We start from the raw sequence: 13,852 nt of genomic DNA, 5'->3' as shown, positions 1-13,852 counted from the left end.
TCTTCGACAACTCAGTGTATTTCGTTTATTGCGAATTTCGTTTGTTTCGAATAGGGTGTGTGGGCTGCCGCTGAAACCTACGAGATTCCGAAAATGACCGCCAACCTGACTACCATGAGCCTTCCCGGAGAAAAGGAAGTCCAGGCGGCCGGACTGGGCCACCGCATGCTGGCTGCCTACCTTGCGACCGGCTTCGATATACAGAAGATCCAGATCTTCGACGAAAGGAATGAACCCCATCAGATCGAGTTGCCGACCACCGCGCTGCGGCTGCTGGTGGATATCCTGGCTCAACTGGCCGACGGCAACGCCGTGCAGGTCGTTCCGGTTCATGCGGAACTGACCACCCAGGAAGGGGCCGATCTGCTCAATGTCTCGCGGCCGTACCTGGTCAAACTGCTTGAAGACGGCGCGCTGCCCTTCCACAAGACCGGCAAGCACCGGCGAGTACGTTTTCACGACCTGATGGAGTACAAGCGAAAACGCGATCGGGTCAGTACCGATGCAATGACCGAGCTCGCGGCACAGGCACAAGCATTGGGAATGGGCTACGAGTGAGGCATTCCACATTTACGGTCTTGTACGATGCCTGCGTCCTCTACCCGGCGCCGTTGCGCGATTTGCTCGTCTGGCTGGCGCTTTCGGGGCGCTTCCGCGCGCGCTGGACCGCGCGCATCCATGAGGAATGGAAACGCAATCTGCTGAAGATCCGGCCGGATCTGTCGCGCAGCCAGCTCGATCGGACATCCGCACTGATGGACACCGCCGTACCGGATGCGGTGGTGTCGCGGCATTGGTCGGTGCTGTGCAAGACCACCGCCGCACGCTGCGAAATCCAGTGCTGAGTGCCGAGGCCTATCTGGAGACCCTGGTCAGGCAAGGCCTGCGAGGCACGGCGAAAGAACTGGAGTCCTACCGGCCGACCTTGTAGCCGGCCATAATGCTCAGTCCAGCAAATGTCCCATCCGTGACCGCTTGGTCGCCAGGTATTTTTCGTTTTCGGCGTTGGCAGGGACGATATGCCGCAGCTGTTCTTTCACGACGATGCCGGCCTTCTCGAGTGCATCGGCCTTGAGGGGGTTATTGCTCATCAGGCGCACGGACTTCACGCCCCACTGGTGCAGCAGGTCGGCGGCGAACGCATAGTTGCGTGCGTCGATGGCCTGGCCGAGTGCCAGGTTGGCGTCGACCGTATCGAGCCCGGTGTCTTGCAGCGCGTAGGCGCGGATCTTCTCGGCCAGGCCGATGCCACGGCCTTCGTGTCCACGCAGGTACAGCAGGATGCCGCGCCCTTCGGCGGCGATCTTTTCCATCGCCAGTTCCAGCTGAGGGCCGCAATCGCAGCGGCAGGATCCAAACACGTCACCGGTCAGGCACTCCGAATGCATGCGGATCAGCACATCTTCGCCCGTGATGTCTCCCACGCTGAGGGCAAGGTGCTCGGTGCCCGAATCTACGCCCTTGAAGGCGTGTGCGGTGAATTCGCCGAATCGGGTGGGCAGGCGCGCCGAATCGATCAGCGTAATTTCTGTGTCGTTCATACCGGTATTCAAGGAAATCAGGGGCCGGCCAGGCCGGCGCCGCTCGATATTATGAGCGGAATTGTATCTTGGCGCTTGTCGACAGCGCCCACGGGCGCTTTGAACGGCTTGTTCAGAAGCCTGCAATGGCCTCATGCAAACGGCTGGAATCGACCTATGGCGCGACGGAGGGCTCTCTTTTCAAGGTCCGCAGTATGAAGGTCGAGTGGCTGTGGCGCAGGCCCGGCAGCTTGTAGAGCTTGTGCCGCAGGAACTCCTCGTAGCCCTCGGTGCCGGCCACGGCTACCTTGATCAGGTAGTCATACTCGCCCGTCAGCAGATGGGCCTCCAGCACTTCCGGCAATTCGGCCAGCGCCTTGCCGAAACGGTCGAACATTTCGTCGTCATGGCGCTCCAGCGTGACCTCGATCAGGACCGTATCCGGCAGGCCCAGCGCCTTCTGGTTCAGCAGCGCCGCATAGCCTTCGATCACGCCGCTTTCTTCAAGTGCGCGCACGCGGTTCCAGCACGGCGTGGCGGACAGGCCAACCTGCTCCGCGAGCCTGGCATTCGACAACCGGCCATCGCGCCGCAATTCGCGCAGGATGCGGCGGTCGATTTCGTCGAGCTTGGGGACAGATGCCACGGGATATCTCCATAGAGAGGAATCATCTTTTTGATATTCTATTTCATGAAGATGATTCTTCTTCTGATAGCGCCATTCCGCAGGAATTTCAGAAGCTCATTTTCCCGGCCGGCTGGTAAATTTACCTGACCGATACACTTGCTTTCCACGTCACATGCTCGCCACCTCTCGCCCGACTTTGCAACTCGATTTCCGCCTGAGCGACGATGATCTGCTTGGCGCCATGGAATGGGTCCTGGCCAATGCACGCCGCACTGGCCTGTCCCTGCGGCAATTGCAATTTGATGCCTCCGCCCGGCATCGGGTAAATGCCACGCTGACCGCGGCCGATGCCGACTTGCTGCACCTCTTCGTCCGACGCCTAGGCAACGGCATGGACGTGGAGGTCTTGACGGCGGATTTCGGGAACGACGAACCGGGCGAGTACGCCGCCGTCCCGGCTACCTTCGCATCCGCCCTGGCCCTGCACGCCTGACTTGCCGGTTCAAGCCGGCAGCAATTCGATGCCGTCCAGTTGGGCGGCGCAGATATCCCGGACGATCGACACGAAGTCCGCCACATAGGGCCGCTGCGAGATGGCGGCCGGAACCGTGGCGTACAACTCGCTCCACAGCCCTTTCGTCCCAATGCGTTTGGCCAGCACGTAATCGTGGTCGACGTAGTTCTTCACGCCCCAGTTCGGCAACGCCGCCACGCCACGGCGACTGGCGACCAGTTGAAGCACGGCCACGGTCAGCTCGGCGGTACGCCGCTGCAGGTGGATTCCCGCCGGTTCCAGCACCTCGCGGATCAGGTCGATACGCGGCTCGGGCACCGGGTAGGTGATCAGCGTCTCGCCCTCCAGGTCGGCGGCCTCGATACGCCGCTTGTTGCGCAGGCGGTGCTCGTTGGCCAGCACGGCCAGGATCTCGAAGCGGAACAGCGGTGCGACTTCAAGACCGCGTCGCGTCGCCGGCATGGAGCCGATCACCATGTCTGCCCGCCCTTCGCCCAGCAAGGCGATCGGATCCGCGTGAAAGCCCGCCACGAGATCGACTTCCACCTCCGGCCAGCGCCGGCGGAACTCGTCCATCACCGGCATCAGCCAGTCGAAGCAGGTGTGGCACTCCAGCACTACCCGCAGTTCGCCTCGTGTATCGCCCTTGAGCCGCTCGATATCGCGATCGGCCGCGCTGACGGCGGCCAGCACCTCGCGCGCCAGCGCCAGCAGGCGTTCGCCCGCTGGCGTGAAGCGCAGCCCCTGGCGCGTGCGGTCGAACAGCGGCAGCCCGTAGTGCGCCTCGATCGCCTTGATCTGGTGGGACAACGCCGACTGGCTCACGTGCACGCGCTCGGCGGCTGTCGCCAGCTTGCCCGATTCCGCGATCGCCACCAGCGAGCGGAAATGCCTGACCTCGATCACCGCTGGCCCCTTGCGCCGGCAAGCTGCCGGCTCTTGATATGAAATTGATTCATACTTTGTTTAAAACATGTCGCTTGATTCATTTTACGGTGAAACCGACACTGTGCGCCAGACAAGACCTTTGGGAGCATCGTCATGGCACGCACACATATCCTCGGCTTTCCGCGCATTGGCGCGCGCCGTGAACTGAAATTCGCGCAGGAGTCGTTCTGGCGCGGCGAAAGCACGGAAGCGGACTTGCGCACGGTGGCGGCCACGCTGCGCCGCCGCCACTGGCAACTGCAAGCGGACAGCGGCCTGGACACGGTCGCCACAGGCGACTTCGCGTACTACGACCAGATGCTGAGCCTGACCACGCTGCTCGGCGCGCTGCCGCGCCGCTTCGGCTTTGATGCAGCCGGCCTGACGCTGGCCCGGTACTTTGAACTGGCCCGTGGCAACCGGGAGCAGCCGGCGCTGGAAATGACCAAGTGGTTCGATACGAACTATCACTACCTGGTGCCGGAACTGGACTCGGCCACGCGCTTCGACGGCGGCCCTGACTGGTTCTTCGAGGAGATCGAAGAAGCGCTGGCGCTTGGCCTGAAGGCGCGGCCGGCGCTGATCGGGCCGGTCACCTACTTGTGGCTGTCCAAGACGCATGAAGCGGGGTTCGACAAGCTGTCGCTGCTGCCGCAACTGGCGCAGGCCTACCAGCGCATTCTTGCCCGCCTGCAGGCCCGTGGCATCGAGTGGGTGCAGATCGACGAGCCGGTGCTGAGCCTGGACATCGACGACGGCTGGCTGAACGCCTTTGACCAGGCCTACGCCTTGCTGGCCCAATCCGGCGTGAAGCTGCTGCTGGCCACCTATTTCGACAGTGCGGCCGACCATGCCGCCCGCGCCGCCACGCTGCCCGTGCAAGGCTTCCACATCGACCTGGTGCGGGCACCCGCCCAGCTCGATGCCTGGCGCCAGGCGCTTCCCGCCGATGCCGTGCTGTCTGTCGGCGTGATCGACGGCCGCAATATCTGGCGTACCGACCTGCGCCGTGCGCTCGACACGCTGCGCCCATTGCACGCCGAACTCGGCGAGCGCCTGTGGGTCGCGCCGTCGTGCTCGCTGCTGCATGTGCCGGTATCGCTCGAACATGAAGTGCGCCTCGATGCCGAGCTGCAATCCTGGCTGGCCTTTGCCACGGAGAAGCTGGGCGAACTGCGCGTGCTGGCCACGGCGCTGAACCAGGGCGAGGCCAGCGTCGCCGCCCACCTCGATGCATCGGATGCCGTCCAGGCTTCGCGCCGCCAGTCGCGCCGCGTGGTCAATCCGCGTGTGCAGCAGCGCCTGGCCGCGGTCACGCCCGACATGGCCGAGCGCGCGAGCCCGTTCGACGCGCGCATCGAACGCCAGCGCCAGGCCCTGCAGCTGCCGCTGCTCCCCACCACCACCATCGGCTCGTTCCCGCAGACCGCCACCATCCGCCAGACCCGTGCGGCGTTCAAGCGCGGCGACATCGGCGCGCTGGAGTACCTGCAGCGCATCCGTGGCGACATCGAGCTGGCCGTGCGCAAGCAGGAAGCGCTGGGCCTGGACGTGCTGGTCCACGGCGAAGCCGAGCGCAACGACATGGTCGAATACTTCGGCGAGCAGCTGTGCGGCTACGCCTTCACGGAAAACGGCTGGGTGCAGAGCTACGGCTCGCGGTGCGTCAAGCCGCCCGTCATCTACGGCGACGTGTACCGCCCCGAGCCGATGACCGTGGACACGGCGCGCTATGCGCAGTCGCTGACCGACCGCCCGATGAAGGGCATGCTGACCGGACCGGTCACCATGCTGCAGTGGTCGTTCGTGCGCGACGATCAGCCGCGTGCCGATACCGCGCGTCAACTGGCACTGGCGATCCGCGACGAGGTCTGCGATTTGGAGCAGGCCGGCATCCGCGTGATCCAGATCGACGAGCCGGCGCTGCGCGAGGGCCTGCCGCTGCGCCGCGCCGACTGGGATGCCTACCTGGCGTGGGCGGTCAATGCCTTCCGGCTGTCGGCCGCGGGCGTGGCGGACCAGACCCAGATCCACACCCACATGTGCTATGCCGAGTTCAACGACATCCTCCCGTCGATCGCGGCCATGGACGCGGACGTGATCACGATCGAGACCTCGCGCTCGGCCATGGAACTGCTGGAAGGGTTCGGCGATTTCGATTACCCGAACGAGATCGGACCGGGCGTCTATGACATCCACTCGCCTCGCGTACCGTCGGTGGAGGCCATGGAAACGCTGCTCGACCGCGCCTGCGAAGTCGTGCCGCCGCAGCGCCTGTGGGTCAACCCGGACTGCGGATTGAAGACGCGCGGCTGGGAAGAGACCGAGGCCGCGCTGGCAAATATGGTGTCGGCGGCCCGCAAGCTGCGCAGCCGCCTGGCCGGCCACGACGCGCCGGCATGGCAGCGCGTGTCGCGCCAGCAGGCGGTACCGGCGGCACATCGCCACAGCGCGGACTGCGGCTGCAACGCGCGCGCGGCCTGAGCGCAGCCCGGCCCCGGACTGTGACCGCGGCGCCGCCTGTGCGGCGCTGTGTCACATAGCCGCAGCGACCCGCGCTCCGTATCCTTGCCGGCTGTCGAATTACACTCAGAGCACCGGCATCCGTTCCTGGCGGATGCCGATGTGCCGGCAAAGGGAAATCATGAGAAGAGCCAGACACTGGCGGCGTGCCGCGGCGCTGCCAGCCGCCGCACTGACCGGCGCTGCCATCGCGCAGTCCGTTCCTGTCACCGGAGCGGAGCCGGTCACGCTGCCCACGGTCACCGCTACGGCAAAGGCCGAAGGTTCGCTGACCGCGCCGGGCGTGGCGAAGCAGCGCGAATCGCTGTACCAGTCGGCCGGCTCGGTCGGCTTTGTCGATGCGGAAAGCTACGCCAACACATACGCCAGCAACCTGCGCGATGTGCTCAAGGACGCCCCCGGCGTCTATGTGCAGGAGCGCTATGGCCAGGAGCTGCGACTGTCCGTCCGCGGGTCTGGCATTGCGCGCGGCTTCCACACGCGCGGCCTGGAAATCCTGCAGGACGGCGTGCCGACCAACTTCGCCGATGGCAGCGGCGACTTCTACCAGATCGACCCGGTTGGCCTGAACGCGGCCGAGGTCTACAAGGGCGGCAACGGCCTGGCGTACGGCAGCTCCACGCTCGGGGGCGCCATCAACTTCACCACGCCCACGGCCTTCACTGCGGAGTCGCCCAACCAGATACGCGTCGACGGCGGCAGCTTCGGCACCGTTCGCGCGGCGGGCCAGGTCTCGCGCCAGATCGGCAACTTCGATTTCCTGGCCAACCTGAGCGTGGATCACTCGGAAGGCTACCGGGACCACGAGCGCGGCCAGTATGAACAGCTCAACGCCAATTTCGGCTATCGCTTCAGCCCGACGGTCGAGACGCGCTTCTATGTTGGCGCCTACGTCGTCGACCAGCTCCTGCCCGGCACGCTGTCGCTGCAGGATGCGCTGAACAACCCGACCAGGGCGTCCGCCAGCGCGCTGGCCGGCGACCAGGCGCGCAACACGCGCACCGAACGGCTGGCCAACGTCACCACGGTCAAGCTCGACAGCGGCCAGCTGGATTTTTCCACCTGGGTCATCCACAAGAGCCTGTACCACCCGATCTTCCAGGTTGTCGACCAGGACTACTGGACCTATGGCTTCGCGCCGCGCTATACCGGAACGCAGACTGTCGGTGGCATGCGCAACCAGGTCATCGCCGGGGCCAGGTTCTTTGGCGGCAACAATGACGCGCGCCAGTATGTCAACGTCTCGGGCAACCGCGGCGCCCAGACGCTCGATGCCCGGCAGGATGCCTACAACTACGAGGCCTACCTGGAAGACCGTCTCTACGTAGTGCCCACCGTTGCGCTGATGGCCGGTGCCAAGGCCTACTACAACGAGCGTCGTTACAAGGACTTCGGCGGCCTGCCCGCCAACCCCGTGCCCAAGGCCGACGACACCACCTACAGCGGCGTGAACCCCAAGTTCGGCGTGCTGTGGGAACCGGTCAAGGACGTGCAGGCCTTTGCCGACATCACGCGCAGCGCCGATGTGCCGGACTTCAGTGACCTGAACCAGACCATCAGCACCACCACGCAATTCGTCCCGCTCTCCGCCCAGCACGGCTGGACCCTGGAGTTGGGCACGCGCGGGCGCCGCGAACGGCTGGCCTGGGATCTCACGCTGTACCGCTCGCTGGTGCGCGACCAGTTGCTGCAGTACACGACCAACCCCAACGTGCCGGCCGCCACCTTCAATGCCAACCGCACCACGCTGCAGGGCGTGGAACTGGGCTTGAGCGCCGACCTGCTGCAGAACGTCGCCACCACGGCCGACAAGGTCACGCTGTCGCAACTGTGGAACTACAGCGATTTCCGCTTCGACAATGATCCGCAGTACGGCAACAACCGCATTGCCGGCGTGCCGGAGCACGTGCTGCGGACCACGCTGGCGTACAGCCAGGCGTCGGGGCTACGCATCGCCGGCACGATCGACTGGGTGCCGACCGGGGCCTTCGTCGACTACGCGAACACCCTCAAGGTGCCGTCGTACGTGCTGTTCGGCGTGCAGGCCAGCTATGACTTCAAGCAGGGCCTGACGGTCTTCCTGGATGCGCGCAACCTTGGCAACAAGCGCTACGTGAGCGACTTCAGCACGGTCACCGATGCGCGCACGGCCAATACGGCGGTGTTTTATCCGGGCTCGGGCCGCGCGCTGTATGCCGGCGTGCGATACAAGTTCTGACCGGATGGCTCTGACAAGGCCAAGCAGAAAGGCCGCGTTCCGGGGACGCGGCCTTTTCTTTTGCGGTCAGAAACGGCGTCAGTTTGCACGTTCCACCGGAGGCGGCATCCAGGTTCCGTCGAGCAGCGCCTGCTCCGGCCAGTAGGCGCGCAGGGTCATGTTGAGCGCATCGGGCGGGGCCGGCAGCCAGTTGGCCACCCTGCCGCGCTCCGGACGCTCATGCTGGATATAGATATCGAGCGAGCCGTCTCGGTTATAGCGCAGTCGGTCGCGGCTGCCGATGGCATAGCGGCCGATCGGATTCTCGACGAAGGCCTGGCGCTGGTTGTACAGCGACAACGACCAGAATGCCCTGGCGGGCGGCAGCTGGTCCTTGGCGAAGTGCAGGACGTAGCTGGTACTGCCCTGCAGCGCCTTGCCGGCGGCGTCGGTCCGGGTCGAGGCATAGATCGCGTCTTCGGGCAGGTTGGCGCCCAGCCCGACCATGGCCGTGACCGCACGGCGCCCGTAGTTGATACCGTAGTTGCCCAGGTCGCGGTGCATGACCCAGCCATTGCCGGCGTCGGCGTTGCCGCGGCGGGACATCTCGTAGATCCCCTGCAGCGCCGCGGTCGCGCCTTCCTGCACGGCACGCGCGGTGGCGGGTTCAAGCACCGTGGTCTTGAACGGCACGCCCGGCTCCAGCCCCATGCGGCGAATTTTCTCCACCATGACGGCGTCCGCCGGGGCGGGCGGATTCGCCGGCAACAGGCTTGCAAAGCGGCTGAAGAACGCCTGCGCGTCCATGGCCGCGACCTGCTCGACCGGCGGGGATTGCGTGTCCAGCGTCGGCGAAGGCGCTGCCGGCTTCACCGGCGCCGCGCGTACGCCCATCTGCCAAGCGGACAGCGGCGTCAGCCGGTACTGGTCCTGCAGGCGGTGCACGGCAGGGAAATCCTTCTTGCCGTTGGCCTGGGTGCGCCCGATCAGCCAGACCATGGCCGTGGGCGACTTGATCTGCTTCATGCCCTTGGGCAGCGGACCTTCCCAGCCCGGACCGGTGATGACGAAGTTGCCGCGCTGCGTGCCGGTGGTGCGCTTGCCGGGCGAGGCGAAGACGTTGGTCCACGCGTCCATCAGCGGCATCAGGTAGTAGCGGCCGCGGGTATCGGGCACCGACAGCACCACGGGCTCCTTGGACAGGTCCAGCCACGCCGACGAATACAGCGTATCGGCATTGGGGGTGACCACTTCGGTGAAGCTGGCGTCCGGGAAGGTGCGCTTGTGGCTGAAGGTATTGGGCGGCGTGCGCAGGCTCATCAGCTCGCGCGTCACGTCCATCAGCACCAGCGGGTAGGCGTAGGTGAAGACTTCGGCGGAGAGCGCCTTCATGGCCTGGTTCGACGGCGGCTGCTCGGCGGCAACCTTCGCGACAGGTTCATGCGTGGTGGAGCAGGCGCCGAGCAGTAGGGCGAGCGCCGCGACGCCCGCCATGTGGCGGATGGAAGGATTCATGACCCCGATTCCCTGATTTGTTCTTGGCGGCCTTCTTGCGGGGTCGACAATGGCTTGAGCCAAGTTACCCCCGAGGCGCATCTATTCCGACCGAATCATGTCCGCCCACCCTGTATGTGTCAATTCCTATCAGGCAGAGTTGCGAGGGGAAGCGAACCAAGCGGCGCCGGGAAGGCGCCCTTGTCCGTCAACTGTAGGCCTGCTGCAACAGATTGCAATACGATGCGCAGATCTTCGCGGAAGGTCTGCCGTGGGGACTTCAATAGCGCAGCTGCACGTCATCGACGCGGGCCGTGCGCCCGTTGTAGAGGCAGGTGAAGCGGAATCCGATCGAGGCCTGGCTGTTGTCCGGTTCGAACGTGCCTTCGCCCGTGACTGCGGCCATGCCCCCAGGGCGCGGGCTGACCTGTTCCCGGTCTTCCAGCAGGAAGAGGCTGCCGGGCTCGGGGTGTCCCCTTTTCACATTGCTGGTAACGGCCTGCTCGCAGGCGTCGGCCGCCACCTTCGGCACGATCCTGGGCTCCGGCGCCGGGTGCGATGCGGGCCGGGTCGCCTGCTGCGGCGGCGTCTCGCAAGCGGCCAGCAGCAACGCGAAGGCCAGGCACAGGTACGAGGCTCGGGACACAGCGGGCATCCTCCTGAAAGTGCAGTACTGCAATCAGATTAGGTCTTCCTGGCCGGAAATGCCAAATGCACAACTCTGCACCGGCGCGGCCATACGGAAATCCCCGGGGCGGAGCGAAGCGGCCATCGCCGCTAAACTATGGGGCTGCCACGAAACATCGCCCGACCCTGGCACCGGCGCCAGACCGTTCCTGCCACATCCAGCCGCGCGGGCCCGCCCGCGCGCCGACACAATGACAACGACAGAGACAACCCCGATCCAGTCCGCCAAGCCGTCCACCCTGTTGCGCGCCGCTGCCAGCCTGCTGGTGGTGCGCGATGGCGCGCAGGGCATGGAAATCCTGCTGGTCCGCCGCGTCGAGCGTGCCAACGACCGCAGCAGTGGCGCCTATGTATTTCCTGGCGGCACGCTCGATCCGCAAGACGAGGCCCTGCATCGCCATGCGGCCGGGCTCGACGATGCCGCTGCCAGCGAGCGCCTGAACCTGCCGGCCAAGGGGCTGGACTTCTACCTGGCGGCCGTGCGCGAATGCTTTGAAGAAGCCGGCTTGCTGCTGGCTTACCACCGCGACGGCGAGCTGCTGGCGCCGGGCCACCTCGATGCCGCCCAGCAGGATTTCCTGCGCCAGGCGGTGCAGCGCGGCGGCCCCGGCCTGGCGCATGCGTGCGCCGAACTGGGCCTGCGGCTGGCGCCGGACCGCCTGGCCTACCACAGCTACTGGCTCACGCCGCCCGGCCTGCCCAAGCGCTTCGACACACGATTCTTCGTCGCGATCGCGCCCGCCGGCCAGGTCGCGATCCACGACGGCATGGAGATCGTCGAGCACCGCTGGATCCGCCCCCGCGAAGCCGCGGACCCGGCCAGCGGCCTGCCGATGATGCATGTCACGCGCCGCACCCTGCAGTCCGTTGCCCACTTCGAGACGGCGCACGACTGCTTTGCCAGCACCGCGAAGTTGCGCGACATCGCCTGCATCATGCCGCGGCTGGCCACCGGCGCCGCCGGCGTGCGGCCGGTCATGCCCCACGAGTCGTGCTATGCGGAGATCGGGCGCATCGACCCGGAAGGCAGGGCCCACGCGCGGTACGAACTGGCCCCCGGCGAGCCCGTGCAGCTGTCGGAGCGGGTCTGGCGCGTCACGGCCAATAACGGCAGCGTCATGACAGGCCCCGGCACCAATACTTACCTTGTCGGCGGGGGCGCGCGCAATGAGTGGGCCGTGATCGATCCGGGCCCCGATGATGCCGCCCATGTCCAGGCCGTGCTGGCGGCCGCGCCGGGCCCGATTCGCTGGATCATGGTCACGCATACGCATCTGGACCATTCGCCCGCGGCCCCCGCGCTGCAGGCGGCCACCGGCGCCACGGTACTCGGCCGGGCCGCGCCGGCGACCCAATGGCAGGACACCGGCTTTGTCGCCGCGCGCGAGCTGCAGCATGGCGAACGCCTCGCCATTGGCGACGACTGCACGCTGCGCGTCATTCATACGCCGGGCCATGCGTCGAACCATCTTTGCTATATGCTCGAGGAAGAAAAGACCCTCTTCACCGGCGACCATGTCATGCAGGGTTCCACGGTCGTGATCGCCCCGCCCGATGGCGATATGCGCGCCTACATCGATTCGCTGGCCGCCCTGCAGGAAGAAGACCTGGAATGGCTGGCGCCGGGCCACGGCTTCCTGATCGCGCGCCCGCAGGAAGCCATCCGCCTGCTGATGCGGCACCGGCTGCATCGCGAGGCCAAGGTCGTCAACGCGCTGCGCGATCTCGGCCCGGCCCCGATCGAAGCCCTGCTGCCGCGCGTCTATGACGACGTGCCGGAGCGCATGCACCCGGTGGCCCAGCGTTCGCTGCTGGCGCACCTGCTCAAGCTGGTGGCGGACGGAAAGGCCATCGAAACAGCAGGCCGCTGGCAAATTGCCTGATCCGCGCCTGATCCGCCCGGACCGACCACCGCGCGGCTATCGCAGCGGCGCGGCGGGCGCGCCCGCCTGCCAGGCCCGGCGCAGCGCACGCAGGTCGTCGGCAGAGGCATCGGTAATGGCCAGGAACCGCATGCCGTCGGCGTCCCAGCTTTCGAGCTGGTAGCCCTGCCGCGATCCCGATACCTTCGGCGGCAGCCTTGCCGCGCCCTCCGGGAAGACGAACACATCGACGGGATGCTGGTTGCGCCGGTAGACCACCACGGCCACCGGACGGCCATCCAGGTAGTCGAGCCTTCCGCCGGCCAGCACGAACCCTTGCGCCGAGAGGTCCCGCACGACCGGCGCATAGTCCAGCCGGCCGTTGAACCATGGCTTGACCGTATGCTGGTCCAGCGACGCCACGTCGAGCGGCCGGCCCGAGAGCAGCGCCCTGACGTGGCTGGACACCATCTCGCGGGCCACCGCGTCCCCTTCGTACCGGTAGCGGGCCAGTTGCCCGATGCCGAGCGCTACGGCGAGCACCATGGCCAGCGCGACGCCTAGGCGCGCCGGGTTGCCCCAGGGCATCCACCCGCCCAGCTTGCCCCACGCAGTATGGGAACGTTCCCGCGGCGGCGCCGGCAGGCTTGCCATCAGCCGCGCCCGCAGTGCGCTGTCGGCGTGATGATAGGTGACGCCTTCGCGCACCGCGTCACGCAGAGCATGGATACGGGCCATCTCCCCGGCGCAGGCGGGACACGACGCCAGATGCGGGTCCAGCCGCGCCAGGTCGGCCGGGCCGAGTTCCCCGTCCGCGCCGGCATGCAGCAACCACCGAGCCTCATTGCAGTCCATTGCCCACCTCCCCGGCCGTTCCTGCCAGGCCATCCGGACGGGCCGCTTCCGTCGGCGGCACGCCGGCCCGCTCCACGCGCAGTGCCGATATCGCGGCGGCCAGCGCATGCCGTGCCCGGGCCAGCCGCGACATGACCGTGCCAAGCGGGATCGCGGCAACCTGCGCGATATCGCGGTAGCACAGGTCCTCCAGTTCGCGCAGGACGATCACCTCCCGCAGCGGCGCCGGCAGGCGCGCCAGCGCCTCGTGCACCAGGCGGACATCCTCGGCGCGCAGCAGGCAGCCCAGCGGCTCGCGCTCGCCGGCGTCCTGCCAGCCGGGCCACGCCTGGGCGACATCGATGCCGTCTTCATACGGCGCGGCGTCGCGGGCGGCCCGGTCGCGGTTCCAGGCGGAGAACCAGGTATTGCGCACGATGGCCAGCAGCCACGGCCGCGCGCGGTCGCCGTGATAGCTGCCGAAATAGGTGTAGGCGCGCAGCAGCGCCTCCTGCACCACGTCTTCCGCCTCGGCCGCGCCACCGCTCAGCCATCGCGCAAGGTTGTAGGCCGCATCCAGGTGCGGCAGGACCAGCTCGGCAAACCGGCGGCGCTCGTCAGCGGCGTTCACGGCACTCCTTAGTCCAGACCTGGCGGAGTCCGCGC

At 66.6% G+C, this 13,852-nt stretch carries 13 protein-coding genes and 1 pseudogene; 7 read left to right on the top strand and 7 right to left on the bottom strand.

What is annotated here, in order from left to right:
• Positions 1-93 precede the first annotated feature (93 nt).
• The 3 genes and pseudogenes from ACIGJC_RS21775 (at position 94) to ACIGJC_RS21765 (ending at position 931) form a co-directional block, all read left to right on the top strand.
• Positions 94-558: a helix-turn-helix domain-containing protein gene (locus tag ACIGJC_RS21775; RefSeq protein ID WP_483714252.1), complete on the top strand. Its 465-nt coding sequence runs from the start codon at positions 94-96 to the stop codon at positions 556-558.
• A pseudogene (locus ACIGJC_RS21770) lies at positions 555-788 on the top strand (PIN domain-containing protein); the annotation flags it as partial. The gene ACIGJC_RS21775 and the pseudogene ACIGJC_RS21770, both read left to right, overlap by 4 nt.
• Positions 686-931, top strand: coding sequence for a VapC50 family PIN domain-containing toxin (locus ACIGJC_RS21765; protein ID WP_483714251.1), 246 nt, complete (start codon positions 686-688; stop codon positions 929-931). The pseudogene ACIGJC_RS21770 and the gene ACIGJC_RS21765, both read left to right, overlap by 103 nt.
• A gap of 13 nt (positions 932-944) precedes the next feature.
• Here ACIGJC_RS21765 and ribA read toward each other — a convergent pair whose 3' ends face one another.
• Positions 945-1,541 carry a GTP cyclohydrolase II gene (gene ribA / locus ACIGJC_RS21760; RefSeq protein ID WP_483714250.1) on the bottom strand — a complete coding sequence of 199 codons (597 nt, stop codon included), beginning with the start codon at positions 1,539-1,541 and terminating at the stop codon, positions 945-947.
• A gap of 154 nt (positions 1,542-1,695) precedes the next feature.
• A complete protein-coding gene (locus ACIGJC_RS21755) occupies positions 1,696-2,166 on the bottom strand; it encodes an Lrp/AsnC family transcriptional regulator (protein WP_483714249.1) in 471 nt (156 codons plus the stop codon).
• A gap of 154 nt (positions 2,167-2,320) precedes the next feature.
• Here ACIGJC_RS21755 and ACIGJC_RS21750 point away from each other — a divergent pair, with 154 nt between their 5' ends.
• Positions 2,321-2,641, top strand: a complete 321-nt coding sequence (locus tag ACIGJC_RS21750; protein ID WP_483714248.1) for an AsnC family transcriptional regulator — start codon at positions 2,321-2,323, stop codon at positions 2,639-2,641.
• 9 nt (positions 2,642-2,650) lie between these two features.
• Here the strand turns inward: ACIGJC_RS21750 and ACIGJC_RS21745 are convergent, their stop codons facing one another.
• Positions 2,651-3,568, bottom strand: a complete 918-nt coding sequence (locus tag ACIGJC_RS21745; RefSeq protein ID WP_483714247.1) for a LysR family transcriptional regulator — start codon at positions 3,566-3,568, stop codon at positions 2,651-2,653.
• A gap of 135 nt (positions 3,569-3,703) precedes the next feature.
• Between ACIGJC_RS21745 and metE the strand changes: the two genes are divergently transcribed.
• Together metE and ACIGJC_RS21735 are read left to right on the top strand one after the other, a co-directional pair.
• Complete coding sequence (metE, locus tag ACIGJC_RS21740; RefSeq protein ID WP_483714246.1) at positions 3,704-6,073, top strand: 5-methyltetrahydropteroyltriglutamate--homocysteine S-methyltransferase; 2,370 nt, start codon at positions 3,704-3,706, stop codon at positions 6,071-6,073.
• 160 nt (positions 6,074-6,233) lie between these two features.
• Positions 6,234-8,330, top strand: a complete 2,097-nt coding sequence (locus ACIGJC_RS21735; protein ID WP_483714244.1) for a TonB-dependent receptor family protein — start codon at positions 6,234-6,236, stop codon at positions 8,328-8,330.
• A gap of 78 nt (positions 8,331-8,408) precedes the next feature.
• On the opposite strand, the gene ACIGJC_RS21730 is transcribed toward ACIGJC_RS21735, so the two are convergent.
• Positions 8,409-9,824, bottom strand: a complete 1,416-nt coding sequence (locus ACIGJC_RS21730) for a DUF1254 domain-containing protein (RefSeq protein ID WP_483714243.1) — start codon at positions 9,822-9,824, stop codon at positions 8,409-8,411.
• Positions 9,825-10,083: 259 nt separating this feature from the next.
• Complete coding sequence (locus ACIGJC_RS21725; protein ID WP_483714242.1) at positions 10,084-10,458, bottom strand: short-chain fatty acid transporter; 375 nt, start codon at positions 10,456-10,458, stop codon at positions 10,084-10,086.
• A gap of 223 nt (positions 10,459-10,681) precedes the next feature.
• Between ACIGJC_RS21725 and ACIGJC_RS21720 the strand changes: the two genes are divergently transcribed.
• On the top strand, positions 10,682-12,373 hold the full coding sequence (locus tag ACIGJC_RS21720) for an MBL fold metallo-hydrolase (RefSeq protein WP_483714241.1): 1,692 nt from the start codon (positions 10,682-10,684) through the stop codon (positions 12,371-12,373).
• A gap of 36 nt (positions 12,374-12,409) precedes the next feature.
• Here the strand turns inward: ACIGJC_RS21720 and ACIGJC_RS21715 are convergent, their stop codons facing one another.
• Both ACIGJC_RS21715 and ACIGJC_RS21710 read right to left on the bottom strand, forming a co-directional pair.
• On the bottom strand, positions 12,410-13,207 hold the full coding sequence (locus ACIGJC_RS21715) for an anti-sigma factor family protein (RefSeq protein ID WP_483714240.1): 798 nt from the start codon (positions 13,205-13,207) through the stop codon (positions 12,410-12,412).
• The gene (locus ACIGJC_RS21710) at positions 13,194-13,817 is read right to left on the bottom strand and encodes an RNA polymerase sigma factor (protein ID WP_483714238.1); all 624 of its coding nucleotides are present in this window, start codon (positions 13,815-13,817) and stop codon (positions 13,194-13,196) included. Before ACIGJC_RS21710 ends, ACIGJC_RS21715 begins: the two co-directional genes overlap by 14 nt.
• Positions 13,818-13,852 lie beyond the last annotated feature (35 nt).

This window comes from Cupriavidus sp. C3SS-1, from assembly GCF_057073755.1.
This window is presented reverse-complemented; position numbering and strand designations above follow the sequence as displayed.